The 26936-nt window shown below is 70.5% G+C and carries 24 protein-coding genes; 9 read left to right on the top strand and 15 right to left on the bottom strand.

Annotated features, from left to right (window positions below; all coding sequences use genetic code 11):
- Positions 1-120 precede the first annotated feature (120 nt).
- From ACRWK7_RS34880 to ACRWK7_RS34865, 4 genes are all read left to right on the top strand, one after another.
- A complete protein-coding gene (locus ACRWK7_RS34880) occupies positions 121-570 on the top strand; it encodes a hypothetical protein (RefSeq protein WP_431862410.1) in 450 nt (149 codons plus the stop codon).
- Between the two features lie 58 nt (positions 571-628).
- Positions 629-1192 (top strand): HupE/UreJ family protein, encoded by a 564-nt coding sequence (locus ACRWK7_RS34875; RefSeq protein ID WP_431862408.1) that lies wholly within the window; start codon positions 629-631, stop codon positions 1190-1192.
- Between the two features lie 172 nt (positions 1193-1364).
- Positions 1365-2381, top strand: a complete 1017-nt coding sequence (locus ACRWK7_RS34870; protein ID WP_431862406.1) for a TAXI family TRAP transporter solute-binding subunit — start codon at positions 1365-1367, stop codon at positions 2379-2381.
- 9 nt (positions 2382-2390) lie between these two features.
- Positions 2391-4316 (top strand): S9 family peptidase, encoded by a 1926-nt coding sequence (locus ACRWK7_RS34865; protein ID WP_431862404.1) that lies wholly within the window; start codon positions 2391-2393, stop codon positions 4314-4316.
- Positions 4317-4422: 106 nt separating this feature from the next.
- Here the strand turns inward: ACRWK7_RS34865 and ACRWK7_RS34860 are convergent, their stop codons facing one another.
- Positions 4423-4668: a hypothetical protein gene (locus tag ACRWK7_RS34860; RefSeq protein ID WP_431862403.1), complete on the bottom strand. Its 246-nt coding sequence runs from the start codon at positions 4666-4668 to the stop codon at positions 4423-4425.
- A 418-nt stretch (positions 4669-5086) separates the two neighbouring features.
- On the opposite strand from ACRWK7_RS34860, the gene ACRWK7_RS34855 reads away from it, so the two are divergent.
- On the top strand, positions 5087-5755 hold the full coding sequence (locus ACRWK7_RS34855) for a LuxR C-terminal-related transcriptional regulator (protein WP_431862401.1): 669 nt from the start codon (positions 5087-5089) through the stop codon (positions 5753-5755).
- A 130-nt stretch (positions 5756-5885) separates the two neighbouring features.
- On the opposite strand, the gene ACRWK7_RS34850 is transcribed toward ACRWK7_RS34855, so the two are convergent.
- Both ACRWK7_RS34850 and ACRWK7_RS34845 read right to left on the bottom strand, forming a co-directional pair.
- On the bottom strand, positions 5886-6083 hold the full coding sequence (locus ACRWK7_RS34850) for a hypothetical protein (protein WP_431862399.1): 198 nt from the start codon (positions 6081-6083) through the stop codon (positions 5886-5888).
- Between the two features lie 155 nt (positions 6084-6238).
- A complete protein-coding gene (locus ACRWK7_RS34845) occupies positions 6239-8488 on the bottom strand; it encodes an ATP-binding protein (protein WP_431862397.1) in 2250 nt (749 codons plus the stop codon).
- Between the two features lie 201 nt (positions 8489-8689).
- Between ACRWK7_RS34845 and zapE the strand changes: the two genes are divergently transcribed.
- Positions 8690-9820, top strand: coding sequence for a cell division protein ZapE (gene zapE, locus ACRWK7_RS34840; protein WP_431862395.1), 1131 nt, complete (start codon positions 8690-8692; stop codon positions 9818-9820).
- 4 nt (positions 9821-9824) lie between these two features.
- Positions 9825-10244, top strand: coding sequence for a group III truncated hemoglobin (locus ACRWK7_RS34835; RefSeq protein WP_431862394.1), 420 nt, complete (start codon positions 9825-9827; stop codon positions 10242-10244).
- A 16-nt stretch (positions 10245-10260) separates the two neighbouring features.
- Here ACRWK7_RS34835 and ACRWK7_RS34830 read toward each other — a convergent pair whose 3' ends face one another.
- Together ACRWK7_RS34830 and ACRWK7_RS34825 are read right to left on the bottom strand one after the other, a co-directional pair.
- Positions 10261-10683, bottom strand: a complete 423-nt coding sequence (locus ACRWK7_RS34830) for a flagellar basal body rod protein FlgC (protein WP_431862393.1) — start codon at positions 10681-10683, stop codon at positions 10261-10263.
- Between the two features lie 61 nt (positions 10684-10744).
- Positions 10745-11320: a response regulator transcription factor gene (locus tag ACRWK7_RS34825; protein ID WP_431862391.1), complete on the bottom strand. Its 576-nt coding sequence runs from the start codon at positions 11318-11320 to the stop codon at positions 10745-10747.
- A 197-nt stretch (positions 11321-11517) separates the two neighbouring features.
- Here ACRWK7_RS34825 and ACRWK7_RS34820 point away from each other — a divergent pair, with 197 nt between their 5' ends.
- Positions 11518-15792, top strand: coding sequence for a hypothetical protein (locus ACRWK7_RS34820; RefSeq protein WP_431862389.1), 4275 nt, complete (start codon positions 11518-11520; stop codon positions 15790-15792).
- Positions 15793-15830: 38 nt separating this feature from the next.
- On the opposite strand, the gene ACRWK7_RS34815 is transcribed toward ACRWK7_RS34820, so the two are convergent.
- Positions 15831-16544, bottom strand: a complete 714-nt coding sequence (locus tag ACRWK7_RS34815) for a Crp/Fnr family transcriptional regulator (protein WP_431862387.1) — start codon at positions 16542-16544, stop codon at positions 15831-15833.
- Positions 16545-16765: 221 nt separating this feature from the next.
- On the opposite strand from ACRWK7_RS34815, the gene nirK reads away from it, so the two are divergent.
- Positions 16766-17824 (top strand): copper-containing nitrite reductase, encoded by a 1059-nt coding sequence (gene nirK, locus ACRWK7_RS34810; RefSeq protein WP_431862385.1) that lies wholly within the window; start codon positions 16766-16768, stop codon positions 17822-17824.
- Between the two features lie 65 nt (positions 17825-17889).
- Here the strand turns inward: nirK and ACRWK7_RS34805 are convergent, their stop codons facing one another.
- The 9 genes from ACRWK7_RS34805 to ACRWK7_RS34765 are packed head-to-tail and all read right to left on the bottom strand — an operon-like array spanning position 17890 to position 26901.
- Positions 17890-18381 carry an RNA pyrophosphohydrolase gene (locus tag ACRWK7_RS34805; protein ID WP_431862383.1) on the bottom strand — a complete coding sequence of 164 codons (492 nt, stop codon included), beginning with the start codon at positions 18379-18381 and terminating at the stop codon, positions 17890-17892.
- A complete protein-coding gene (locus tag ACRWK7_RS34800) occupies positions 18378-19589 on the bottom strand; it encodes a divergent polysaccharide deacetylase family protein (RefSeq protein WP_431862381.1) in 1212 nt (403 codons plus the stop codon). Before ACRWK7_RS34800 ends, ACRWK7_RS34805 begins: the two co-directional genes overlap by 4 nt.
- A gap of 15 nt (positions 19590-19604) precedes the next feature.
- Complete coding sequence (locus ACRWK7_RS34795; RefSeq protein WP_431862379.1) at positions 19605-21005, bottom strand: S41 family peptidase; 1401 nt, start codon at positions 21003-21005, stop codon at positions 19605-19607.
- Positions 21006-22406, bottom strand: coding sequence for a murein hydrolase activator EnvC family protein (locus ACRWK7_RS34790; protein WP_431862377.1), 1401 nt, complete (start codon positions 22404-22406; stop codon positions 21006-21008).
- A gap of 3 nt (positions 22407-22409) precedes the next feature.
- Positions 22410-23975: a 2,3-bisphosphoglycerate-independent phosphoglycerate mutase gene (gene gpmI, locus ACRWK7_RS34785; RefSeq protein WP_431862375.1), complete on the bottom strand. Its 1566-nt coding sequence runs from the start codon at positions 23973-23975 to the stop codon at positions 22410-22412.
- 56 nt (positions 23976-24031) lie between these two features.
- On the bottom strand, positions 24032-24490 hold the full coding sequence (gene rlmH, locus ACRWK7_RS34780) for a 23S rRNA (pseudouridine(1915)-N(3))-methyltransferase RlmH (RefSeq protein ID WP_431862374.1): 459 nt from the start codon (positions 24488-24490) through the stop codon (positions 24032-24034).
- Positions 24491-24515: 25 nt separating this feature from the next.
- Positions 24516-24908, bottom strand: coding sequence for a ribosome silencing factor (gene rsfS, locus ACRWK7_RS34775; RefSeq protein ID WP_431862372.1), 393 nt, complete (start codon positions 24906-24908; stop codon positions 24516-24518).
- Positions 24909-24944: 36 nt separating this feature from the next.
- Positions 24945-25682 carry a nicotinate-nucleotide adenylyltransferase gene (locus tag ACRWK7_RS34770; RefSeq protein ID WP_431862370.1) on the bottom strand — a complete coding sequence of 246 codons (738 nt, stop codon included), beginning with the start codon at positions 25680-25682 and terminating at the stop codon, positions 24945-24947.
- On the bottom strand, positions 25663-26901 hold the full coding sequence (locus ACRWK7_RS34765; RefSeq protein WP_431862473.1) for a glutamate-5-semialdehyde dehydrogenase: 1239 nt from the start codon (positions 26899-26901) through the stop codon (positions 25663-25665). Before ACRWK7_RS34765 ends, ACRWK7_RS34770 begins: the two co-directional genes overlap by 20 nt.
- Between the last annotated feature and the right edge of the window lie 35 nt (positions 26902-26936).

Genomic DNA, 26936 nt, shown 5'->3' with positions numbered 1-26936 from the left:
ATCAAGAACATCATAGACTCTCAAATGGTCCGTTGTGGAGTCCGAAGCGTCGGCTTCGCCGTGGGCGTGCCTCGAAAGGGGGCGCTTGTTCCGGGCGTTCCGGGGGACGACATTGGTGATATGAAACGCACCGCGATCACGGCCGTCCTGGTGCTCGGGCTCGCCGCTTGCGCGGGCACCGAGGTGCGGGACGAGACGCCGGGACTGGCCCGCGGGGATATCCCCAAGGCCGTCCATACCCAGACCTATGTCCCCGGCGGCAGCGGCTCCGCCCGCAGCGCCGAGCGCACGGAGACGCCGGCCCCCGCCCAACGCCCGGAGACTCCGCCGCCGCGCCGCCGCGGCAGCTCCAGCCCGCCGCCATCGAACACCTACACCGGGGTGCCGGTGACGCCGCAGCCGGGCACGTCCACCGACCGCGCGGTGTCCGACCTGAAGCGCGACCAGGCGCGCTCCGACCTCGACCGGATGACCAACTTCCCCACCCCGATGACGCCCGAGCCCTGGCGCCAGCGCGAGATCATGAACCAGCAGCTGGAACTGGACCGGCAGGAATTGATGCGGCGCTGACGCCTCGGCTATACCGGCGGGACGGGAATGCCGCCGGGGAAACGGGCCGGGGATGGAGATGAGTGGGCGACTCGCGGCGGTGGCCGCAACCATGGTTCTGCTGGCGGCGCTGCCGGCCGAGGCGCGCACCGTGCTGACCGGCGGGGCGTTCGGGCAGGGCCTGTTCGGGACGGCCGGCGTGCTGGCGCACCTGCTGGGGCTGCTGGCGGTCGGGCTGTGGGCCGGGCAGAGCGGCGGGCCGGCGGTGTGGCAGCTGCCCGCCGCGGCGCTCACCGCGGCGCTGGCCGCCGGGATGGCGGCGCGCTTCGGCGTGCGGCTGCCCTTCGCCGGGGAGGGCTTGGCCGCCTCGCTGGTGCTGCTGGGCGCGCTGGTGGCGATGGGGCTGCGCGCGCCCCTGGTGGTGGCGATCCTCGCCGTCGCCGCGGCGACGGTGTTCCACGGCTATGGCCAGGCCGGACCGCCGCTGTTCTGGGCGGGCTTCGCGGCGTCGGTGCTGCTGCTGACCTCGGCCGGAGTCGGGCTGGTGGCGGTGCTGGGGCAGGCGGCCTCGCCGCGCGCCGTGCAGATGTGTGGCGGTGCGGTAGCACTTGTCGGCGTTCTCGACCTGCTGGGCGTTCTTTAGGCCGACCCCGCCTTGAAAAAGGCGCGTTGCGGGTATTCTTTTACACCAGTTCCCCAGCACGACGCCCGACCCGACTGCCTAAGCGAGGACCCCTCCGGTGCAGCGCGCAACCGCACACCCGTTCCGCCGATTGTTCGATCGCGAAGCATCGCGGCGCCGGGTGCTGGCGGGCATGGCGGGGATGGCCCTGCTGCCGTGGGCCACGGGGCTGAAGGCACAGGACCTCAGCTACTTCCGCATCGCCACCGGCACCACCGGCGGCACCTACTTCCCGATCGGCGGGCTGATCGCCAACGCCATCTCCAACCCGCCGGGCTCGCGCCCCTGCGACAAGGGCGGCAGCTGCGGCGTGCCGGGGCTGATCGCGGTGGCGCAGGCGACCATCGGCTCGGTGGAGAACATCGACCTGCTGCGTTCCGGCAACGTCGAGGCCGGCATGGCGCAGGCCGACATCGCCTACTGGGCCTACACCGGCACCGGCACCTACGCCGGCAAGCCGCCGTTCGACGAGCTGCGCACCATCGGCACCCTGTACGCCGAGGCGGTGCACATCGCCGTGCGCGCCGACGGCGGCATCCAGACCGTCCCCGACCTGAAGAACAAGGTGGTGTCGGTGGGCGAGGAGGGCTCCGGCACGCTGGTCGACGTGCGCCTCGTGCTGGAGGCCTACGGCCTGTCCGAGGAGGACCTGCAGCCGCGCTACCTCAAGCCCGGCACCGCCGCCGACCGGCTGGCGCGCGGCGAGGTGGACGCCTTCTCCATCGTCGGCGGCGCGCCGGTCTCGGCGGTCAGCGACGCGGCCGGGCGGCTGCCGGTGCGCCTGCTGCCCATCGACGGGCCGGTGGCCGAGCGGCTGCGCCAGACGCAGCGCTTCTTCGGCGAGACGGTGATCCCCGCCGACACCTACCCCGGCGTGCCGGCGGTCACCACGCTGAGCGTCGGCGCCGAGCTGCTGGTGCGCGCCGAGGCCAGCGAGGAGCGGATCTACGCCGTCACCCGCGCGCTGTGGCACGAGAACACCCGCCGCCTGCTCGCCGACGGCCACCCGAAGGGACGCAGCATCGACCGCGCCCGCGCGGTGGCCGCCATTGCCGTGCCGCTCCACCCCGGCGCCGAGCGCTACTACCGCGAGGTCGGCCTGATCGGCGACGCCGCCAAGGAAGCCGGCGCCGAGTCCAAACCGCAGTAAGAGTTCCCCATGCCCGTCATCGCCCCCTACGGCACCTGGACGTCCCCCGTCACGGCGCGCAGCCTCGTCGATGCCGGCGTCGGCCTGCGCGCGCCCTGGCGCCGCGACGGCGCCGTGCACTGGCTGGAGAGCCGCGCCACCGAGGGCGGGCGGACGGTGCCGGTGCGCCGCAACGCCGACGGCACCGCCACCGACCTGCTGCCCGCCCCCTGGGACGTGCGCGGCCGGGTGCACGAGTACGGCGGCGGCGACGTGCTGCCGCTGGCCGAGGGGCTGGTGTTCTGCCATGGCGCCGACCAGGCGGTGTATCTGGCGGCTCCCGGCGCCGAGCCGGTGGCGCTGACCCCGCCGGGCCGCGACCGCTTCGCCGACTTCGCCCATGATCCGGCGCGCCGCCGGCTGATCGCCGTGCGCGAGCGCCACCCGGAACAAGGCCACGCCGAGCCGGAGAACGCGCTCGTCTCCATCCCGCTGTCCGGCGGCGAGCCGGCGCTGCTGGTGGGCGGCGCCGACTTCTACGCGTCGCCGCGGCTGTCGCCGGACGGCAGGCGGCTGGCGTGGCTGAGCTGGGACCATCCCAACATGCCCTGGGACGGCACCACGCTGTGGGTCGCCGAGCTGGGCGCCGACGGCGCGCCGGGCGCGCCGGTGCGCGTGGCCGGCGGGCCGGACGAGGCCATCGTGCAGCCGGCGTGGCTGCCGGACGGGCGGCTGGTCTATGTCTCCGACCGGGGCGACTGGTGGAACCTGTGGCTCTGGGACGGCGCCGCCGGCCGCCCGGTGCTGCCGATGCCGGCCGAGTTCGCCCGGCCGCTCTGGGTGTTCGGCAACCGCGAGGTGGCGGCGGTGGACGCCCGCACGCTGGCCTGCGCCTTCACGCGGGACGGGCTGTGGTCGCTGGGGCTGGTGGACGTGGAGGCCGGGACGCTCGACCGGCTCGATCTGCCCTTCACCGAGGTGGGCGAGCTGTTCGTCGACGGCCGCACCGTCACCTTCCTGGCCGCCGGGCCGGACCTGCCCGGTTCGGTGGTGACCCTCGACCTCGACAGCCGCCGCTGGGAGGTGGTCAAGCGCTCCACCGCCGCGGCGCCCGATCCCGGCTGCGTCTCGGCGGCGCGGCCGATCCGCTTCCCGACCGAAGGAGGGGGCGAGGCGCACGCCTTCTACTACCCGCCGGCCAACGCCGGCTTCCAGGCGCCCGAGGGCGAGCTGCCGCCGCTGATCGTCAAGAGCCACGGCGGCCCGACCGCCGCCGCCAGCGCCGCCTGGAATCCGAAGATCCAGTACTGGACCAGCCGCGGCTTCGCGGTGGTGGACGTCAACTACCGCGGCTCCACCGGCCACGGGCGCGCCTACCGCGACGCGCTGAAGGGGCGGTGGGGGATCGCGGATGTCGCCGACTGCGTGGCGGCGGCGCGGTTCCTGGCCGACCAGGGCTTGGCCGACCCGCGGCGGCTCATCATCACCGGCGGCAGCGCCGGCGGCTACACCGTGCTGTGCGCCGTCACCTTCCACCAGGGCTTCCGCGCCGGGGCGAGCTATTACGGCATCAGCGACCTGGAGGCGCTGGCCGCCGACACCCACAAGTTCGAGGCGCGCTACCTGGACAGCCTCGTCGGCCCATATCCCGAGCGCAAGGACGTCTATGTCGCGCGCTCGCCGATCCATTTCGTGGACCGGCTGTCGGTGCCCATGGTGTTCTTCCAGGGCCTGGAGGACAAGGTGGTGCCCCCGGCGCAGGCCGAGCGCATGGTCGAGGCCATCGACGCCAAGGGCCTGCCCGTCGCCTACGTGCCCTTCGAGGGGGAGCGGCACGGCTTCCGCAAGGCGGAGAGCATCGTGACCGCGCTGGAGGGGGAACTGTACTTCTACGGCCGGGTCTTCGGCTTCACCCCGGCGGGGGAGCCCAAGGCGATTCCGATCCGCAATCTGTAGGGGCGGTTTGCCCCCTCCCTAACCCTCCCCCTCTTCGAGGTGGAGGGGACTGCCGCCGCTCTACCCCCCTCCACCCCGAAGAGGGGGAGGGGGCATGGAATCCCCGTCACCCCACCAGTTCGCACGGCACGCGGCGCGGCGCCACCGGGCGGGCGCCGGTCAGGCCGGAGCGCAGCAGGTCGAGATAGGCTGCGCCCCATTCCATCGCCTCGGCCCGCTGCCCCGGGGCGACGGCGTGCGAGGCGTGAAAGATCGCCTCCAGGCAGGCGCCCTCGTCCATCAGGTCCACCCCGGCGGCGTCGAGGTGGCGCTTCACCAGCAGCGACATCGGTCGTTGAGCCGTCTGTGCCATCGCAGGATCCTCCATGCAGCCCGTCATCCTGTTGCGACGCTAGCGCTGCCGTCGCCGACGGGTCAATGCAGGGAAACAGTATAGGTCATGAATAAAAGCCCCTCCCACCGAACCCTGTCCGGTCATAGGCCGCCTATGACCTCGCGTTGGGGTGCAAAGCCTGGCCCTGGTGGAGGCGATGTAGGGCCGATGTAGGGCTCCGGTGATAGGACATCTGCCGGTCATCGGTTGTTAACCATTTCAATGCGTTGGTCGTAGGGCTATTTCCGGCCGGGATGTTACCAATTGGGAATTTTTATTGCTGCGATTCCTGGTTATTGTCTGCCTCAGACGAGGAGGCCGGCCCCAAACGTCGGCATCGGATCGGCGGAGCGCCCGGCGCAGCCGCTGTAAACCCAACAAAGGCAGACAGACGACTATGGATACTGTGAACGTTTTCCTCACCGACACCAACAAGCTCTTCCGCGAGGGCATGAAGCGGTTGTTCGACAGTTCACTGTTCACGGTCGTCGGCGAGGCCGGCAGCGTGCAGGAAGCGGCGGCGGCGCTGACGGGCGCGTCCGTCCATCCGGACCTGGTCCTGATCGACCCCACCAGCGGTGCCGAGGAGCTGGAGGCGGTGAAGGCCCTGCGCGCCGAGCACCCGGGGATGCGCATCGTCATCCTGACCGGCACGCTGGACACGCGTCTGCTCTCCGCCTCGCTGAGCGCCGGGGCGGATGGCTACTTGATGAAGGACATCGCCTGCGAGGCGCTGATGCAGTCGCTGCGCCTGGTGATGATGGGCGAGAAGGTGTTCCCGACGCACCTCGCGGCGCTGCTGGTGTCCGGCCGGGCCGAGGACATGGGCGCCGAGGTGCCGACCCGCCGCAAGGGCCTGTCGCAGCGCGAGGTGCAGATCCTGCACTGTCTGCTGAACGGCAATTCCAACAAGATGATCGCCAACCACCTGAAGATCACCGAGGCGACCGTGAAGGTCCACCTCAAGAGCCTGCTGCGCAAGATCAACGCGTCCAACCGCACGCAGGCCGCCATCTGGGCGATGAACAACGGCATGGGCGAAAGCTCGGCCGCCGCCGTGAACTGATGGCGTGAACTGATCTTCGGGGTCGTTGCCACCTTTCCCAAGGCAGCCTTTTCCTAGTGCGTTCCTCCCTGAAACTCAGGCCAGCCGCGTCCCCGCGGCTGGCCTCTTTCTTTGCGGGAGGGGGCGATGATCAGGCCGCCAGCGTCGTGTCCTCGGTCAGCGCGGTGTAGGTCTCGCGCTGGTCGGCGAGGTTGCTCAGCAGATCGGACAGGCTGTCGCGCAGGAACGGAGCCATCGACGTGTCCATCTTGCCTTGCACGACCTGGATGAACTCATCCAGGATGGCCAGATGAACCTGCGAAGCGGCGTGAATCTCGTTCGAAGTCATGCGCGCGGCCATCTCTGTAGTCTCCTGATTGGCGTGTATCCGATGTGCCAATTAGGCCATTCTGCCGGTTAACGAGGTGTTAAGATCGCCATTCGTGCTAATGACGTTTGGGGATTACCTCTTGCGTATACTTCGGATATCGGGAGGAGGTGGGGCTACGCCGCGGCATCCGTAGGGGTTTGACTTGGCTGGCTTTGGCTTTCCGGGATCGGCGCGAAGGTGATGATGCGGCCGGCGGGCAGGCGCAGCGTCATGGTGGTGCCGGCGCCGACGGTGCTTTCGCAGGTCAGGTCGCCGCCGTGCAGCTCCATGAAGTTCTTGGAGATCGACAGGCCGAGGCCGGTGCCCTCGTAGCGCCGGCTGGCGGAATTGTCGGCCTGCCGGAACGGCTCGAACAGGTGCGCCATGAACTCCGGCGCGATGCCGATGCCGGTGTCGGCAACGGCGATCGCCAGGCTGCCGTCCTCGGCGATGCCGCCGGACAGGGTGACGCTGCCGCTTTCCGGCGTGAACTTCACGGCGTTGGACAGCAGGTTCAGCACCACCTGCTTGAAGGCGCGGCGGTCGACGGTGACCAGCGGCAGCCGTGACGCCTCGGACATCCGGTTGGTCAGCGTGACGCCGGCGCCGACGGCGCGGTCGCGCACCATCATCACGCACTGCGCCACCGCCTCGAAGGGGTCGAGCGGCTCCTCCACCAGCTCGTAGCGGCCGGCCTCGATCTTCGACATGTCGAGCACGGCGTTGACGATGTCCAGCAGGTGCTTGCCGCTGTCGTGGATGTCCTTGGCGCAGGCCTTCTGCCGGTCGTTCAGCTGGCCGAAGAACTCGCTGTCGAGGATCTCCGAGAAGCCGATGATGGCGTTCAGCGGCGTGCGCAGCTCGTGGCTCATGTTGGCGAGGAACTCGGACTTGGCGCGGTTCGCCATCTCCGCCTGGCTCTTGGCGGCGAGCAGCTCGGCCTCCTTCTGCTTGCGCAGCGTGATGTCGCGGATGACGCCGACGAAGACCCGGCCGCGCTCGCGGTCGGCGTCGTCGTGCAGCACCAGTTCGCTCACCGCCAGGTTCATAGGGAAGGTGGAGCCGCCGCGGCGCATCGCCAGCACCTCGCGGTCGGCGCCGATGATGCGCGACGCCTCGCCGGGCTTGTACGCGCGCATCCAGCGGCCGTGGTCGCGGCGGAAGCCCTCGGGGATCAGGATGTTGATGCTCTCCCCGACCACCTCGGCCTCGCGGTAGCCGAACAGCTGCTCGGCGGCGGGGTTGAAGGTCTCGATGCGGCCGCGGGAGTCGATGGTGACCACCGCGTCCACCATGGACTCCAGGATGCCGCGGATGCGGCGCGAGGCCTGCGCCAGCTTCTCCTGATCCTGCTCGCGCCGGCGGTGCTGGCCGACCACGAACCAGGTCAGTAGCGCGATGGCCCCGGCCATCGACACGCCGATGAAGGCCCACGCCGCGCTGTCGCGCCGCCAGTCGGCCAGCGCGTCGTCGAGCCGCACCGTGGCGATCACGGTGAGCGGGTGGTCGTGCACGCGGCGGAAGCTGACCAGCCGCTCGCCGCCGTCCGGCGCCGTCAGGACCAAGGTTCCCTCGGACTCCCCCCCGGGGGCCCGCACCGCCTCGCCGAGCGCCGGCCAGCCGGCGAGGCCGGCGGCGAACAGCGTCTCGGTCGCCGGCTGGTGCGCCAGCACCGTGCCGTCCTGGAGCGCCAGCGTGGCGGTGCCGCGCAGGCCGCTGCGCAGCTCGGCGAAGCTGCCGTCCAGGTAGGCCGGATCGACCAGGATGACCAGGACGCCGGCGAAACCGCCATCCGGGCCGCTCATCCGCCGGCTCAGCGGGATCACCGGCTTGCCGGGGATGACCCGGCTGGCCATCGGTGGCCCGACGTACAGGCCGATGTCGGCGCGATCGCGGTGCACGGCGAAGTAGGGGCGGTCGCTCAGGTCGACCAGCGGCGGCTCGCGCTCGTCGGAGTGGTGGCGGATGCGGCCGTCGGCCCCGACCACCACCAGGGCGGCGATCTGCGGGAAGGCGTCGCGCCGGCCGCGCAGGTAGTCGTGCACGCCCCGCGAGGCCGGGGTGCCGGCCTCCGGGTGGATGCCCAGCACGTACTGCACGTCGGCGAACAGCTGGTCGACGCCGAAGATGCGCTGCACCGCGTCGGATTCCAGCGTGCGCACCAGATGGCGGGCGTTGCTGCGCACCGAGTCCAGCGCCTCGTGATAATGCTGCCAGATGCCGTAGCCGATCAGCCCGCCGACCACCGCGATGAAGGCGGCGCCGGAGGCGACCATCAGGAAGCGGACCGACCCCAGCGCGGCGTCCAGCCGCCGGCTGATCCGCTCGGCCAGCCCGACGCGCGGCGGCTCCGCCATGGCGGCGGCTCGGTCGTGCATGGGCATGGGGCGGCGTCTCCACGGGGTGTGGACGGAATGTTACACCTCTTTCGCACACATTTCATTAGAGAATCTTACTTTCGTCAGAGGGTTTGGCGGAACCGCATAGGGGCATCCCGCGCCCTCGTCCGCGACCCGGATTGCGCGCACGGCCCGCATCGGCTAGGTAAAGGGCCTGTTTTTTCCAAGCCCGCACTGCGGAGTCCCATGCCCGAAGGACCGCTTTCGCTCTATCGCGCCCGGCGCGGCACCGGGACGCTGCGCCCCGATCCCGACCAGGAACTGGCCGCCGAGAAGCTGCAGAGCCTGTACGGCGCGTTGCGGAACTACCGGCCGCAGACCGGCAAGGTCGGCTGGCGCGAGCGCTTCGGCCTCGCCCGCCGGCCCGAGCCGGTGGAGGCGCCGCAGGGCCTGTACCTGTACGGCGGGGTGGGGCGCGGCAAGTCCATGCTGATGGACCTGTTCTTCGAGACGGCGCCGGTCGAGCGCAAGCGGCGCGTCCACTTCCACGCCTTCATGCTGGAGGTGCACGAGCGCATCCACAAGCACCGCCAGGCGCGCGGCAAGGCCACCGGCCCCGACGACGCGCTGCCCGAGCTGGCGCGCCAGATGGCGGACGAGGCGTGGCTGCTGTGCTTCGACGAGTTCCACGTGGTGGACATCGCCGACGCGATGATCCTCGGCCGCCTGTTCACCGCGCTGTTCGACGCTGGCGTGGTGGTGGTGGCGACCAGCAACTGGGCGCCCGACCTGCTGTACAAGGACGGCCTGCAGCGCGAGCTGTTCCTGCCCTTCATCGCGCTGTTGAAGGAGAAGCTGGACGTGATGGCCCTGGACGGGCCGACCGACTACCGGCTCGACCGGCTGAAGGGCACGCCGGTGTACTACTGGCCGCTGGGGCCGGCGACCGACAAGACGGTCAAGCAGCTGTTCGCCACGCTCACCGACGGCGCCCACGCGGCGCCGACGCACCTGCTGGTGCAGGGCCGGCGGGTGGACATCGCGTGCGCCGCCAAGGGCGTGGCCTGGGTGAACTTCTGGGAGCTCTGCGGCAAGCCGTTCGGCGCCGCCGACTATCTGGCGATTGCCACGCACTTCCACACGGTGCTGATCGACGACGTGCCGACCTTGAAGGACGACCGGCGCAACGAGGCCAAGCGTTTCATGACGCTGATCGACGCGCTGTACGAGCACAAGGTGAACGTGGTCGTCGCCGCCGACGGCCCGCCCGAGCGGCTTTATCCGGAAGGGCAGCACGCCTTCGAGTTCGAACGCACGGTCAGCCGGTTGATGGAGATGCAGTCGGAAGACTACCTCGCGAAGCAGCATTTGACGTGACGCCATGACCGAACCCGAACACCGCGAATTGCGCGACGTGCGCGTCCAGGAGATCGTCGAGCGCACCGGCATCGACGAGGCGATGATCACCCGCCTCGTGCACGGCTTCTACGGCCGCGTGCGCGAGGACGCGACGCTCGGCCCCGTCTTCGCCGCGGAGGTCGAGGACTGGGACGAGCACCTGCGCACGCTGGTGGACTTCTGGTCGTCGGTGGCTCTGATGACCGCGCGCTACGGCGGCCGGCCGATGCCGGCGCACATCAAGCTCGACGTCGGCGAGGAGCACTTCGCCCGCTGGCTGGAGCTGTTCCGCCAGACCGCGCACGAGGTCTGCACGCCCGAGGCGGCGGCGTTCTTCATCGGCAAGGCCGAGAACATCGCCCGCAGCTTCCAGATGGGGATCGCCTTTCACCGCGGCCGCTGAGCGGCCCCGCGGCCCGTCAGGCCTTCATGTCGAAGACGCTCTTCAGCATCTCGTCCGAGGTCTTCACGACGGCGGCGTTGAACTTGTAGGCGGCGCTGGCGACCATCTGCCGGGCCGTCTCCTGCGCCGGATCGACGTTCGGCGCCGCCACCATGCCGGCGGCGTCGGCGTCGGGCGAGTCCGGCTGGTACTCGGCATAAAGCGCGGGCGACATCGGCGCCAGGCTGGCGCGCACGCCGCCGGTCGGCAGCGCGGTGTTGACCGCCTGCAACGGCACGTAGGGGCTGCCCGAGGCGGGCGTGGACTGCACCGCCCCCAGGTCGCCGTCCGCCGGCATCGGGCCGGTGGTGCGGGCGTTGGCGGTGTTCGACGCCGACGCGTCCAGGTGGCGGGACGCGGCGGCCAATCCCGACAGGGCGGTGTTCATCGCGACGTTCATGCGGAAAGTGTCCTCCCGGCCCGGTGCGCGCGCAAGGGGAAAAACGGACCGTCCGTCACGGTCAGGGCTGCGTCGGCAGCAGAGTGGCGACCATGCCTTTCGCCACCGCCTGGGCGATGTTCCTCGCCCTGAGCTTGCGTTTCAGGTGCTGGATGTGCTGCTCCACCGTCTTCGCGGTCAGGCCCAGTTCGGTGGCGATGCGCTTGGCGGAATAGCCGGACGCCAGCAGGCCCAGGCACTGCCGCTCGCGCGGGGACAGCGGCGGCATTCTGGGCGTCGTCACGTCCTCCACCACCAGCTTCAGCCGCGACAGCGTCAGGAACGCCATCAGCCGGTCGCCGTCGAAGAACGGCAGCGTCAACCGCTCGTAGGCGAGCAGCCGCCCGTCGACGATTCCCTGCACCCGGTGGGCGGACGGCTCACGGTCGTGTTCCGGGGTGGCGCCGCGCTCGACCGGCGTCAGGCGCAGCTGCGTCGCAGAGTCGCACAGCGGCGTCAGCAGCCGGATCGCACCCTCCGGCGTGCCGCCGTCCGGCGCCTGCTGCCAGCAGCGCAGGGCCTTCACGAAAGCCTTGTCCGTCACCGCGTCCACCGCGATCCGCTCGATCCGGCCACCGGCCCATTCGCCCTGGGGCACGGGCTGCGGGAGGACCTCCGCTTCGTGGCCTAAGGGATTTTTCCGGTATCGCGTCATTGTTCGCCCGCCGCCTATAGAGGGTTGAATATTATTTTAAGAATTTCCGAATTCGGCGGTCAGACGGCTCGGACATGCCCGAAAATGCTCTGGAAACCCAAAAGTGGAGATCATCCATAGTTGCGCATAAGGCTGGCGGCGTGCCGGCTGCGTCATCGCTGAAGCGCGAGCACACCGCCTTCGACGGTTCGGATCCTAGGACGTCGGGCGGCGGCGGCGATGTGACGGCCGTCACGCACCCGACGGATCCGGTGACCGGGGCCAAGGGGTGGCATGGCCACAACCCGCGGCGGCAGGGCTTCGGCAGCGATGGCGACCAGTCCGGAGCCGGCGACGAGCCCGCCGTGAACGCCGCGCCGACCATCGGCGGGGTGCCGGCCGAGGGGTTGACGGTCTCGGCCGGCCAGACGGTCGCGCTTCCCGGCATCACGGTGGACGATCCGGAGGACGGCATCCTCACCGCGTACGTGTCGGCCAGCAACGGCGTCATCAACGGCCTGCCGGCCGACCCCACCTGGCCCGGCGTGAGCGGCCACTACACGCTGACCGGCACGGAGGGCGAGATCAACGCGCAGCTCGCCGCCGCCACCTTCACCGCGACCACCGGCGGGGCGGGGGAGATCAGCGTGTCCGTTTCCGATGGCCTGGCCAGCTCCTACGAGAGCATGGCGGTGACCGTCACCAACGAAGCGCCGGTGCTCAGCGGGGTGCCCGCGGGGTACGTGACGGTGCGGCCGGGGATCGCCGTCGCGCTGCCGGACATCACGGTGGACGACCCGGAGGACGGGCTGCTGACGCTGCGCCTGGGCTCCACCGGCGGCAGCCTGGGCGGGCTGTCGCTCACGCCGGAGGTGCAGCCGGACGGCTACACGCTCTACACGATGACCGGCACCGAGCAGGAGATCAACGCCGTGCTCGCCAACCTCACCTACACCGCCGACGGCGAGACGTGGGGCACGGTCGATATGGACGTCATCGATCAGGCGGGCGCCATGACCAGCGTGAACTACGCCACGTACGCGTTCAACCAGGGGCCGGTCTTCGACGGGGTGCCGACCGAGACCCAGTCGGTGCGGACGGGCGTGCCGGCGGCCCTGCCGGCGTTCACTGTGGATGATCCGGAGGACGGGCAGCTCACCGTGCGCCTGACCACCAACGGCGGAACCATCCAGGGCCTGCCGGCCACCGCTGCGGACTATCCATGGCAACGGTCGTATCTGCTGACCGGCACGGAGGCCGAGATCAACGCTCAGCTCGCCGCCGCCACCTACACGGCGGACGGAGTGGGCTGGAGTTCCATCGACATCTCCGCCCAGGACGACCACGGCTGGACCAGCTACGCCTCGATCAACCTCGACGCGGTCAACGAGGCGCCGGTCATCAGCGGCATGCCGACGGACGTCCTGTATGCCAGCGTGGGCCAGGCAACGCCGGTGCCGGGCATCACGGTGGACGATCCGGAGGACGGATCGCTGACGGTGCGCCTGACCGTCTCCAACGGCACCCTGGGCGGCCTGTCGGCCGATCCGGTGGTGGAGGACGGCGCCACGGTCTACACGCTGACCGGCACCGAGGCGGAGATCAACGCGGACCTTGCCGATCTCACCTACACCCCGGACAACGAATGGGGCGGGAGCTTCGACCTCTCCGTCCAGGATGCAGGGGGAGGCTTCGCCTACGCGTACACCCCCACGCAGGGCACCGACTATGCGCCGGTCATCGGGGGCTTGCCGGAAGGCGGCGCGGTGACGGTGCAGATCGGCCGGGAGACCGCGCTTCCGGACATCACCGTGGACGATCCGGAAAACGGCATCCTGACCGTTCGCCTCAGCACCCACACCAACTCCATCAACGGCCTGCCGCGCGATCCAGCCTCGCAGGACGGCCTGTCCGTCTACGTGCTGACCGGCACCGCGGCGGACGTCAACGCGCAGCTCGCCGCCGCCACCTACATGCCGACGGCTGAGGGATGGTTCAACATCGACGTCTGGGCCGAGGATTCGACCGGCCACAGCAGTGCGGCGTCCTTCGCGATGATGGTCACCGACGATCCGCCGACCATCGGCGGCTGGCCCGAGGGGCCGTTGACGGTGACGTACGGCTCGGTGATGGCGCTGCCGGGCATCACCGTGGACGAACCCGAGGACAGCATCCTGACCATCCGCTTGGCCACCAGCAGCGGCATCATCGAGGGCCTGCCGCGCGCTCCCGACGCCGGGCCGAACGACCTCTACTACGAGCTGACCGGCACCGAGGCGGAGATCAACGCCGCGCTTGCCGCCGCCACCTACAGGGCGACGCGGGAGGGGCCCGACTCGATCTTCGTCCAGACCGTCGACGGCACCAACCTCCCCACCCAAGGGACGATCGAGGTCAACGTCGTCAATGGGGCGCCGACGATCAGTGGCGTGCCCGAGGGGATGTTGGAGATGCCGGTCGGCAGGGCGACGGCGCTGCCGGCCATCACGGTGGACGACCCGGATGGCAATATCCTGTCCGTCCGCGTGTCCGTCATCAACGGCTTCATCACCGGGCTGCCGCAGGACCCGAACGTCCCTCCGGACACGCCGTACTACCTGCTGACCGGCACCGCCGACGAGATCAACGCCCTGCTGGCCGCCGCCACCTACACCGCCGGGTACGAAGGGCAGGGCATCCTGGGGATCGCTGCCACGGACGGCGCGGCCTATACCAACAACTTCGACATCCCGATCATGGGCACCAACCATGCGCCCGTCGTCAGCGGGCTTCCCGAGGGGGCGCTGTCGCTGCGCTCGGGCGTTGCGACGGCGCTGCCGGCCATCACGATCGATGATCCGGAGGACGGCATCGTGACGGTCCAGCTGTACGCCTCCAACGGTACCATCGAGGGCCTGCCCTATCCTGACTGGGCGGGCCCCACGACCGGCGTCTACGAGGTCACCGGCACCGAACAGGAGATCAACGCGCTGCTCGCCGACGCCACCTTCACGGCGTACCAGGAGGGGGCGGGCTACATCTCGGTTCAAGCCTGGGACCAGGGTTCCCACCTCAGCAGCGCGCAGATCGATTTCACGGTCGTGAACGAGACGCCGGTCATCGGCGGGCTTCCCGAGGCGCCGTTGTCGGTCCATGTGGGCGTCGCGGCACCGCTGCCGGCCATCACGGTCGATGATCCGGAGGACGGCGTTCTCTTCGTGCAGCTGCAGTCCAGCGACGGAACCATCGACGGGCTGCCGCTCGCCGACGGGATTCCGGCATGGTTGGGCATCTACGAGGTCACCGGCACCGAGCAGGAGATCAACGCGCGGCTCGCCAACGCCACCTTCACGGCGGCCTACGAGGGCCAGGGCAACATCTGGGTCCAGGTCAGAGATCAAGGTTACCGCGGCGCCAGCGCGCAGTTCGCCTTCACGGCGGCGGATTGGGCGCCCGTCATCGGCGGGCTTCCCGACCAGCCTCTGTCGGCGCCCGTCGGCAAGGCGGTGGCGCTGCCGGCGATCACGATCGACGATCCGGAGGACGGCCTCCTGACCGTCGAGCTGAGCACCGGCAACGGCACCATCGCCGGCTTGCCGATCCCCGACGGGTACGGGCCCGAGGCCGGCTTCTATCGGCTCGTCGGCACCGAGCAAGAGATCAACGCCCAACTGGCCGGCGCGACGATCACCCCGTCCCATGAAGGGACCGGGTACATCTCGATCTCCGCCTGGGACTCCGGCGGCCACTACAGCTCGGCCTCCCTAAGCCTGACCGGCACGAACGAGGCGCCGGTCGTCGCGACGCCCCCGGCGCCGTTCACGCTGGCCGTCGGTGAGGTCGCCGCTCTGTCGGGGATCTCCGTGGACGACCCGGAGGACGGCCTGCTGACGCTCGAGATCGACGCCGCGAACGTCGCCATCCATGGCGTGCCTGTCCAGGGGCAGGGCTATGGGCCCGCCTGGTATGCGATGTCCGATACCGAGGCCGAGATCAACGCGCGGCTTGCCGAAGCCCGGTTCACCGTGCTGTACGAGGCGGCGAGCCAGATCCAATTCAGGGTCTGGGATTCCGCCGGGCACTATGGGGCGTCGTCGGTGGATGTGTACGCCACGCCGGAGATCGTCGTGGACGAGACGGTGTACGGCACCGCGCAGGGCGAACTGCTGTCCGGCGGCGGCGGGAACGACGTGCTGATCGGCGGCGGCGGCGACGATCTGCTGGTCGGTGGTGGCGGGGAGGACCTCTTTGTGATCGGCAGCGGCGCCGGCCACGACGAGATCGCCGATTTCCGGGGCTATGCGGGTGACCGGATCGCGGTGGCCTCGGACCTCACCTACACCATCGGCAGCGACAGCCTCGGCCAGGCGCTGATCAGCTTCTCCGATGGCAGCAGCCTGACCCTGCGCGAGATCCCCGACTTCCACGTCTCGTCGTCGTGGCTCGTGGCGGCGTAGGAAAAGCCATCAGACACGCAGCGGCGCGCCGTCCGCTTTTACGGCGCGTCCGCTTCGGGCAGGTCCTCGGCGATGGCGACGAGGCGGTGCGGCGCCTTGACGACGATGTGCCGGCGGCTGCCCTCGATGATCCCGCGCTCCTCCCAGGCGGACAGCGTGCGGCTCACCGTGTGCAGCGTGCTGCCGGTCATCGAGGCGAGGTCCTGCCGGGTGATCGGGAAGTCGATCTCCACGCCCTCGTCCACCCGCCGCCCGGCTTGCCGCACCAGGCGCAGCAGGGCGTGCGCGATGCGCCGCTCGACCCGTTCCGACGCCAGCTCGCGGACGCGCGTCTGCAGGTCGATCAGCCGCCCGCCGGTGATGGCGTTGGAATTGAGCGCCACGCGCGGGTAGCGCTGCATCAGCGCGTGCATCGCCTCCAGCGACCAGTAGACCTCCACGCTGTCCACCACCGCGGTGGCGTCGGCCGGCATCGGGATGCCGATCAGCGCGGCGACGGTGCCGTACATGTCGCCGGGGCCGATGAAGCGCAGCACCACCTGCCCGCCGTCGGGGGTGGACTGCGTCAGCTTGATCCGCCCGTCGATCAGCACGTGGCAGGTCGCCGCCGGGTCGCCCTGGGAGAACACGCGCATGTCCTTGGGAAGCCGGCGGGTGCGCGCGTGCCGCAACGCGTCGTCGAGCTCCTCGTCGGTGAGGTCGGCGAAGAGTTGCTGGTTCTTCAGGATCGAGCGGTCGGGAGTCAAAGGCACGTGCGGCTCCTGGTCGTCGGCCGGCGGCGCGGCCCCTGCGTACAAGATGGGTGACGAACGGCGCCGGCCCATGGCCCGCCGAAGTTGCGCGCCGACAACTTCGCGCGCCGTCGGAGCCGGTGGCCAGGGGCGAAGTTGTCCGCCGACAACTTCGCCCGGCGGGGGCGGGCTTATCTCTGGGGCATCGGAACACACCGAACAGACTTCAAAGAGACACGGCCATGACCTCCTTCGCCAAGCTCCTCTCGACCGCCGCCGCCGTTGCCCTGATCGCCGGTGGCGCCATGCTGGCACAGCCGGCCCGCGCGGAGGGTGCCGGCGCGGCCGACATCGTCCGCTCCGCCGCCGACCTGCCGGCGCCCCTCGCCAAGCGCGCGCCGCAGAAGATCACCCTGAACCTGGAGACGGTGGAGCTGGATGGCAAGCTGGCGGACGGCGCCACCTACCGCTACTGGACCTTCAAGAGCACCGACGAGACCACCCCGAGGGTCCCCGGCCCGTTCGTCCGCGTGCGCGTCGGCGACACGGTGGACGTCAAGCTGCACAACCACGACAGCAGCGCCATGAACCACAACATCGACTTCCACGCGGTCACCGGGCCGGGCGGCGGCGGCGTGGCGACGGTGGCCGAGCCGGGGCAGACCAAGGGCTTCACCTTCCAGGCGCTGAACCCGGGCCTGTACGTCTACCACTGCGCGGTGCCGATGGCCGCCCAGCACATCTCCAACGGCATGTACGGCCTGATCCTGGTCGAGCCGGAAGGCGGCCTGCCCAAGGTGGACCGCGAGTTCTACGTGATGCAGGGCGAGATCTACACCGAGCAGGCCTACGGCGCGTCGGGCGAGCTGACGGAGAGCTACGACAAGCTGATGAACGAGCAGCCCGAATACTTCGTCTTCAACGGCGCCGCCAACGCGCTGCAGGGCGACAACGCACTGAAGGCCAAGGTGGGCGAGACGGTGCGCATCTACTTCGGCGTCGGCGGCCCCAACAAGACGTCGAGCTTCCACGTGATCGGCGAGATCTTCGACAAGCTGTACGCCGAGGGCGACATGGTGTCGGCGCCGAAGCGGAACGTGCAGACCACCATGGTGCCGGCCGGCGGCGCCACCGCGGTGGAGTTCAAGCTCGAGGTCCCGGGCAAGTACATGCTGGTCGATCACTCGCTGTCCCGCGCCGCCCGCGGTCTGGTCGGCATACTCGACGTCGAGGGGCCGGAGAACCCCGCGGTCTTCCGGCCGCACCAGAAGCCCGACAAGATGGCCGAGAACCACCACTGATCCGTAGAAAACGAAAAGGCGGGCCGTCCCGGAGGGGGCGGCCCGCCCTTTTGCGTTCCGGTTCGTTACGCCCGCAGCCGGTCGATGATCGGCTTGAACTCCGCCAGAACCGACTCGTAGACCGGCTTCTTGAACGGCACGATCAGGGCGGTGAGGTCGGCGGCGTCCACCCACGTCCAGGCGTCGAACTCCGGGTGTTCGGTGGCGAGGTCGATGTCGGCGTCCGTGCCGGTGAAGCGCGCCGCCACCCACACCTGCTCCTGCCCGCGCCAGCGGCCCTTCCACACCTTGCCCAGCAGATGGTCGGGCAGGTCGTAGCGCAGCTTCTCCACCGTCTCGGCCAGGATCTCGGCCGCTCCGGTGCCGATCTCCTCCTCCAGCTCGCGCAGCGCCGCCTCGTGCACCGTCTCGCCCTCGTCGATGCCGCCCTGCGGCATCTGCCAAGCGTCGGTGGTGTCGCGGCGGCGGGCGACGAAGACCTGGCCGCGGCCGTTCAGCAGCATGATGCCGACGCAGGGGCGGTAGGGCAGGGACTCGCGGTCCGGCTTGCGGCTCATCCGTTCGGACCTTTCGTTTGGGTGACCAGCGCCGACAGCGGCGCCAGCACGATGCCGCGGTCTTGCAGCCCGGTGGCCCAGATCGACAGGCGCTCGACCGTGCTGGGGTAGGGGAAGCCGATGCCGACGGCGGAGCCCTGCTGCTTCGCGACCGCCTCCAGCTCGCGCAGCTGGTCGTCGATGGCGTTGCGCGCGAGGTCGCGGTCGATGATCCGGTCGGCGGCGGCGCGCGGCACGCCCGCCTTCTCGGCCGCCGCCGCGCCCTGGCTCTTCGGCGTCAGGTGCGGGTCGAGGAACAGCAGGCCGCGCGCCTTCAGGTCGTCCATCACCGGCTTCAGCGCGTCGGCGTTGCCGACGAACTTGCTGCCGGTGGTGGTGGTGATGCCGGTGTAGCCCATGACCTTGCTCATCGACCAGTGCAGCCGCTCGATGTTGCGGTCGGACGGCAGGGTGGTCAGCAGCGCGTTCGGGCCGGGGTCGTCGCGCGGGAAGCCGAGGGGCTCCATCGGCACCGACAGCATCACCTCGTGCCCCTTGGTGCGCGCCTGCTCGACCCAGGAATCGAGCCGCTCGGCGTAGGGCAGGAAGGCCAGCGTCACGCCGACCGGCAGCTTTTGCAGCGCGGCGCCGGTGGTGACGCCGGACAGCCCCATGTCGGACATGACGATGGCGATGCGCGGGCGCTTGTCGGTCGCCGGGAAGGGACGGGCGTAGACCTGCCAGGGCCGGCGGCCGTCCTCGGCGACGCGCGGCAGCGGGCCGGTCTTGGTCTCCTCGACCAGGCCCGCGGCCGGGGCGGGGGTGAGGGTGACGAACGCCTCCTGCGGCGCCGCGGCCACCGGGGAGGGCGGCGGCGGGGGCGTGGGGGCGGCGGCTGGAGCCGGTGCCGGTGCCGGTGCCGGCGTCGGGGGCTTGGCCGGCTGCGGCGGGGCGGCGCCCTTGACGGCGACGGTGACCTGCGGCAGCGCGGCCTCGCGGGCCTGCACCGTCTCCTCCCCCTGCATCGCCAGCCAGCCGCCGACCCCGGCCAGGGCCACCGCGAGGCCGCCGAAGGCGGCCAGAAGCGGCACGGGGAGCGGCTTGCGCGGCTCGCGCTCGCGGTAGCGCCAGCGCTTGACGACGTGGAGGTTCCGGAAACGCTCGCCGCCGCGCCGGATGGCGCCCATCGGATCGAACTTCAGGCGGCCCAGCATGGCGGCGGCGTTCACGGACATCCTCTGCGGTCAGTGCGCGGCGCGCGCCTGGAACAGCGCCACCCCGCGCAGCAGGTCGAGCGCGCGCGACAGCTGGTAGTCGAACGGCGGCTTGTTGTCGTTCGACGCCTCGCCGGGCTCGACCGGCGGCGCGCCCGGCGTGGCGCCCGGAGCCGGGGTCGGCGGGGCCGGCGGCGCGTTGGAGGCGCCCGGCGCCGGGGTCGGCCCCGAACCGGGAGGCGTGGCCGGCTTCGCCTTGGCGGCGTTCGGGTCGTTGTTGCGCAGCGAGTGGCGCAGGTCGGCCTCGCGGCGGCGCTGGCCCTGGGCGTCCAGCTCCTCGAGCTTGGCCGGCTTCACCTCGATGTCCGGGGTGATGCCGAGCTGCTGGATCGAGCGGCCCGACGGCGTGTAGTAGCGCGCCGTGGTCAGGCGCATGGCGCCGTGGCCGGGCAGCGGGATGATGGTCTGCACCGAGCCCTTGCCGAACGACTGCGTGCCGAGGATGACGGCGCGCTTGTGGTCCTGCAGCGCGCCGGCGACGATCTCCGACGCCGAGGCGGAGCCGCCGTTGATCAGCACGATCAGCGGCAGGCCCTTGGTCATGTCGCCGGGCTTGGCGTTGTAGCGGGTGCCCTCCTCGGCCTTGCGGCCGCGGGTGGAGACGATCTCGCCCTTGTCGAGGAAGGTGTCGGACACCGACACCGCCTGGTCGAGCAGGCCGCCCGGGTTGTTGCGCAGGTCGAGCACGTAGCCCTTCAGCTTGTCGCCGCCCTGCTGCTGGAGGGCGGTGATCGCCTTCTCCAGGCCGGACTGCGTCTGCTCGTTGAAGCTGGTGATGCGGATGTAGCCGACGTCGCCTTCCAGGCGCGAGCGCACCGACTGCACCTTGATGACGGCGCGGGTGATCGACACCTCGAACGGCTCGCCGGTCTCGCCGCGGCGGATGGTGACCTTGATGTCGGAGCCGACGGGGCCGCGCATCTTCTCCACCGCCTCGTTCAGCGCCAGCCCCATGACGGCCTCGCCGTTCAGGTGGGTGATGAAGTCGCCCGGCTGCAGGCCGGCGCGGAAGGCCGGCGTGTCGTCGATGGGGGACACGACCTTGATCAGGCCGTTGTCCATGGTCACTTCGATGCCGAGCCCGCCGAACTCGCCGCGGGTCTGCACCTGCATGTCCTGGAAGCTTTTCTTGTTGAGGTAGCTGGAGTGCGGGTCCAGCGACGTCAGCATGCCGTTGATGGCGTTCTCGATCAGCTGCTCGTCGCCGACCTTCTCCACGTATTCGGCGCGGACGCGCTCGAACACGTCGCCGAAGAGGTTGAGCTGGCGGTACGTCTCGGACGTGTTGGTGTCGGCGGCGGTCAGGCGGCCGATTCCGGCCCCTACGAACACCATGGCCGCAGCGAAAGCGGCGCGCTTCATCATTCGCATCTAGCCTTGTCCTTTCCCCTCCGGCGCGCTGAACCCGCGTTCCGGGTTAATCGGCTGACCGTGTCGTCTCAGTTCGAAGTAAAGATCCGGTGTGCCGTCGGCGGGTGACGGCATGAGGCCGACCGGTTCTCCGGTGGAGACATGCTTGCCGACGGAGGTGTCGATCCGTCCCAAACCAGCAATCAGACTATGATATCCATTGCTGTGTTCGACGATCAAGATTTGCCCGTATCCGCGAAAAGGCCCAGCGAACATCACGCTTCCGGCATAGGGCGCGAGGACGGGCGTACCGGCCCTGGCCGAAATGGTGACGCCCCGGCTGGTGCCGCCGAAGCGGTCCTGCTCGCCGTAGCGCGCGGTGACCGTGCCGCCGGCCGGCAGCCGCAGCCCGCCGTTCAGGATCGGCAGGTCGGGCGGGCGCTGCACGGCGACCACCTCGGTCTTGGCGGCCTTGCGGTCGGCCTCCTTCTGCTCGGCGGATCTCTGCTCGGCCGACCTCTGTTCCGCGGCGCGGCGTTCGGCTTCCAGCCGTCCGGCCTCCAGCCTGGCGACCGTCTCGATGGTGGCGCGGCGTTCCTGCTCGACCCGCTCCATCAGCTGCCGCAGGTCGCCGGCCTGGCTGGCCAGCCGGGCCATGTGCTGGGCGATGGTCTGGCGTTCCTCGTCGGTCTGGCGTGACAGCGCCTCGCGCCGGGCCACCAGGGCGGCGATCTCGCCCTCGCGGTTGGTCAGGTTGGCGCGGGCGGAGAGGGTGCGGGCGCGCTGCCCCTCCAGCCGCTCGCGCACGTCGGCGAGGCGTTGCAGGGCGGCGGCCAGCGCGTCGGCGCGCTCGCGCAGGGCCGGCACGGTGTCGCGCAGCAGCAGGGCCGAGCGCAGCGTGTCCACCGGCCCCTCCGGCGTGGCCATCACCACCTCGGGCGGGACGCGCGACAGCCGCTGCAGGGCGGCGAGCAGGCGGGCGATGTTCTGGCGTTCGGCGTCGAGCCTCTCGGCCTGGGCGCGCTCCTCGTCCTCCAGGCCGGCGAGGGTGCGTTCCAGCTCGCCGAGTTCGCTTTCCTGGGCGCGGGCCTGCTCGGCAAGGCCGACGAGGCGGTTGCGCAGGTCGGCCAGTTCCTTGCGGATGGCGTCCGACTGGCGCTCGAGGTCGCGCTGGCGCGCCTTGTCGGCCTGGATCTCCTGCTCGACGCGCTTCAGCGTCTGGTTGGGCGCCTCGTCCTGCGCGAACGCGGGCGAAGCGAGGAGGAGCAGGGCGAGGCAGGCAATGCCCCCTCTCCCCTCCGGGGAGAGGGGTGGGGTGAGGGGGATGTCGGGGGACCGGGCACGTCCGCAGTGCCGGACCCCCTCACCCTGTCCCTCTCCCCGGGGGGGAGAGGGAAATGTTGCCTCGGCCCTGTCGTTCATCCCCTATTCCGCGGCCTCGCGCTGGGCGGCGCGATCGATGAGGGTGTGGCCGGTCATCTCCGCCGGCTTGGGCAGGCCCATCAGGTCGAGCAGCGTGGGGGCCACGTCGGCCAGACGGCCGCTGTGCAGGCGCACGCCGGCCGGGCCGTTGACCAGCACCAGCGGCACCTTGTCCAGCGTGTGGGCGGTGTGCGGGCCGCCGGTCTCCGGGTCCTTCATCAGCTCGGCGTTGCCGTGGTCGGCGGTCACCAGCATGACGCCGCCGGCGCGGCGCACCGCCGCCTCCAGGCGCCCCAGCGAGGCGTCCACCGCCTCCACCGCCTTGATCGCCGCCGCCAGGATGCCCGAGTGGCCGACCATGTCGGTGTTGGCGTAGTTGACGACGATCAGGTCGTACTTGCCGCTGTCCACCGCCTCGACGAGCTTGTCGGTGACCTCGGCGGCCGACATCTCCGGCTGCAGGTCGTAGGTGGCGACCTTGGGCGACGGCACGAGGATGCGGTCCTCGCCGGGGTAGCAGCGCTCCTCGCCACCGTTGAAGAAGAAGGTGACGTGCGGGTACTTCTCGGTCTCGGCGATGCGCAGCTGCTTCAACCCGGCCTCCGACACGATCTCGCCCAGCACCTTGGTGATGGATTTCGGCGGAAAGATGGTCGTCATCAGCGTGTTGAGGTCCGTCGAGTACTCGACCAGACCGACGGCGGCGGCGAACTTGACCGTCGCCGCGCGCTCGAAGCCGCCGAAGGCCGGGTCGAGCAGCGCCGCCAGGATCTCGCGGGCACGGTCGGCGCGGAAGTTCGCCATCAGGACGGCGTCGCCGTCCTTCATGCCGGCGTAGCCGTCGATGACCGTGGGTTCGATGAACTCGTCGTACTTCTCTCGGGCGTAGCTCTGCTCGATGGCCTGGATCGGGTCGGCGGCGCTCTTCTCGCCCTTGCCCTCGACCATCGCCCGGTAGGCCTTGGCGACGCGGTCCCAGCGCTTGTCGCGGTCCATCGCCCAGTAGCGGCCGATCACCGTGCCGATGGAGACGCCGGGCAGGCCGTGCACGTCGGCCATGAACTCGGCCACCTGGTCCTTGGCGCTGTCGGGCGGCACGTCGCGGCCGTCGGTGAAGGCGTGCACGACGACCTCCAGCCCTTCCTGCGACAGGGTGGAGGCGAGCGCCGCGATGTGGTCCTGGTGCGAGTGCACGCCGCCCGGCGACAGCAGGCCCATCAGGTGGACGCGCCCGCCGGTGCGTTTGAGCGCCTTGGCCATGTCGTTCAGCGCCTTGTTGCGGCTGAACTCGCCCTCGACGATGGCGTGGTCGATCATCACGAGGTCCTGCATGACCACGCGGCCGGCGCCGAGGTTCATGTGCCCGACCTCGGAGTTGCCCATCTGCCCCTTGGGCAGGCCGACCTCCTCCTCCGACGCGTTCAGGAAGCCGGTCGGCTCCCCCGACCACAGACGGTCCCACACCGGGGTGTTGCCCTGGGCGATGGCGTTGTCCGCCGTCTCCTCGCGATACCCCCAGCCGTCCAGCACGCACAGGACGACGGGGCGGGGGCGTTTGGTGTCGGTCATGGCGGTCTTCTCCAGATCAGGGTCGCTCAGCGGTTCGGCTAACTAATATATCAGTTTCACGCCCGATGATAGGGGTGTCCCGCCAGAATCTGCTGGGCGCGGTACAGCTGCTCGGCCAGCATCCCGCGCACCATCATATGGGGCCAGGTCGCCGGACCGAAAGCCAGCAGGAAGGCGGCGCGCCGCCGCACCTCCTCGCCGTGCCCGTCGGCGCCGCCGATCAGGAAGGCGAGGTCGCCCACCCCGGAATCCCGCCAGCCGCCGACGCGCTGGGCGAAGGCGGCGCTGGACAGCGCGGTTCCCCGTTCATCGAGCGCAACGATGATGGCGCCCGCGGGCACCGCGTCCAGCAGAAGCTCGGCTTCCTGGCGCTTCAATTCTTCGGGAGGCAGGCGCTTCTTGACCTCGACCTCGCGCAGGGTCAAGGGCCAGCCGAGCCGGCCGGCGTACTCCTCGTACAGGTCGCGAGCCGGGCCACCCCGCGCCCGCCCGACGGCGGCGAGCCACAGGCGCATGGTCCGGCTCCCGTTTCCCCTGCCGTCAGGCCATCAGCCGCTGCGGTTCGGCGCGCGGCAGGTCGAGGCCCCACATCTTCTCGATGTTGTAGAAGGTGCGGACCTCGGGCCGGAACAGGTGGACGATGACGTCGCCGGCATCGATCAGCACCCAGTCGCACTGGGGCTGCCCTTCGATCTCGACGCCGCCGATGCCCGCGACCCGCAGCCGCTCGCGCAGCTTCTCGGCCATGCTCGCGATGTGCCGGGTGTTGCGTCCCGACGCCACGATCATGTAATCCGCGATGCTGGTCTTGCCGGCGAGGTCGATGACGACGACGTTGTCGGCCTGGTCGTCGTCCAGGGCTTGCTCGATGAGCGCCTTCAGTTCCTGGGGAACGGGCGCGGGCCGCACGGGGGACGCGGCGGCCGGTTGCATGAACGTACTGATGGTTCCCACCTCGGTTACCAGGGGTCACGACCCGCGGGCACGCGCCCGGCGGATCGCCGTCGCCGAAGCCGGATGCAGCGGGTTGCGCAGGAAGGTCCAGGCCGGCGGTGTCGCATCGGCCAACCCCCTGGCCCGGAGATCGGGCACCCGGCGACGGGCAAAGCGCTGCGCGGCTACGCCGCCCAGTGCACCAAGAGAATAAGTCGGCCGGCTGAAGACCGCAATGGGCACCAGCCGGAATATCCGCGTCCAGTCCCTCCAGCGTGGGATTTGACGGAGGTTGTCGGCTCCCATCAGCCAGACGAAGCGGGTTTTCGGGAAGCGGCGGGTGAGCTGCTTCAGGGTGTCCGCGGTGTAGCGGGTGCCGAGGCTGCACTCCAGGGCGGTGACGCGGATGCGCGGGTGCCGCGCGGCGATCCGCGCCCAGGCGAGCCGCTCGGCGAGGCTGCCCATGTCGGCTGCGGACTTCAGCGGGTTCTGCGGGCTGACCAGCCACCAGACCTGGTCGAGCCCGAGCGCGTTCAGCGCGTAGACGCTGATGTGCCGGTGCCCGGCGTGCGCGGGATTGAACGAGCCCCCGAGCAGCCCGATGCGCAGCCCGGCGTGCTGGGGGCCGGAGTATTTGTGGGGTGTGCGCGCGCTGGGCCCCCACCCAACCCTCCCCCACTTCGCGGGGGAGGGCTCAGTTCCTCTCCTCGTCGTAGATGGGGGGAAGTTAGGAGGGGGGCCCGACGCGGGGGCCTTACGGCCGCGTCTGCCCATCGCCGCGCACGACATACTTGTAGCTGGTCAGCTGTTCCGCGCCCACCGGGCCGCGGGCGTGGAACTTGTCGGTGGAGATGCCGATCTCCGCGCCCATGCCGAACTCGCCGCCGTCCGCGAACTGCGTCGAGGCGTTCCACAGCACGATGCCGCTGTCCACCCGCTGCAGGAAGCGCTCCGCCGCCGCCGGATCCTCGGTGACGATGGCGTCGGTGTGGTGCGAGCCGTGGCGGTTGACGTGGTCGATGGCGGCGTCCACCCCGTCCACCACGCCGCAGGCGATGACGGCGTCCAGGTACTCGGTGTCCCAGTCCTCCGCCGTCACCGGCACGACGCGCGCGTCCGCGGCTCGCGCCGCCTCGTCGCCGCGCACCTCGCAGCCGGCGTCGAGCAGGTCCTTGACCAGCGGCGCCAGCAGGGTGCCGGCCGCCGCGCGGTCGACCAGCAGCGTCTCGGCGGCGCCGCAGATCGAGGTGCGGCGCATCTTGGCGTTCAGCACCACCTTGCGCGCCTTCTCCGGGTCGGCGCCCTTGTCGACGTAGACGGTGTTGTTGCCGTCCAGGTGCTTGATGACCGGGATGCGGCTCTCCTCGGCGATGCGCTGGATCAGCGACTTGCCGCCGCGCGGCACGATCACGTCGATATGGTCGCGCATGGTCAGCATGTGCCCCACCGCGGCGCGGTCGGTGGTGGGGACGAGCTGGACGCACGCCTCCGGCAGGCCGGCGGCGCGCAGCCCCTCGGCGAGGCAGTCGGCGATGGCGCGCGAGGAATGGAAGCTCTCCGACCCGCCGCGCAGCACGGCGGCGTTGCCGGACTTCAGGCACAGCCCGCCGGCGTCGGCGGTCACATTGGGCCGGCTTTCGTAGATGATGCCGATCACGCCCAGCGGCACGCGCACGCGCTGGATCACCAGGCCGTTGGGCCGCGTCCATTCGGCCAGCACGGCGCCGATGGGATCGGGGAAGGCGGCGATGTCCTCCAGCCCCTTGGCCATCGCCTCGATGCGGGCGTCGTTCAGCAGCAGGCGCTCCACCATGGGGCCGGCGATGCCGCGGGCCCTGGCGGCCTCCACGTCGCGGTCGTTGGCCGCCTGGATCTCCGCTTTGCGGGCGCGGATGGCCGCGGCGGCGGCCCTCAGGGCCTGGTCCTTCCGCGGGCTCGGCGCGTTCGCCAGCACGGCGGAGGCGTCGCGGGCGGCACGGCCCAGCGACAGCATCTGATCGAGCAGGGAATCGGCGGTTTGAGCGGACG

The organism is Azospirillum sp., from assembly GCF_050789165.1.
This window is presented reverse-complemented; position numbering and strand designations above follow the sequence as displayed.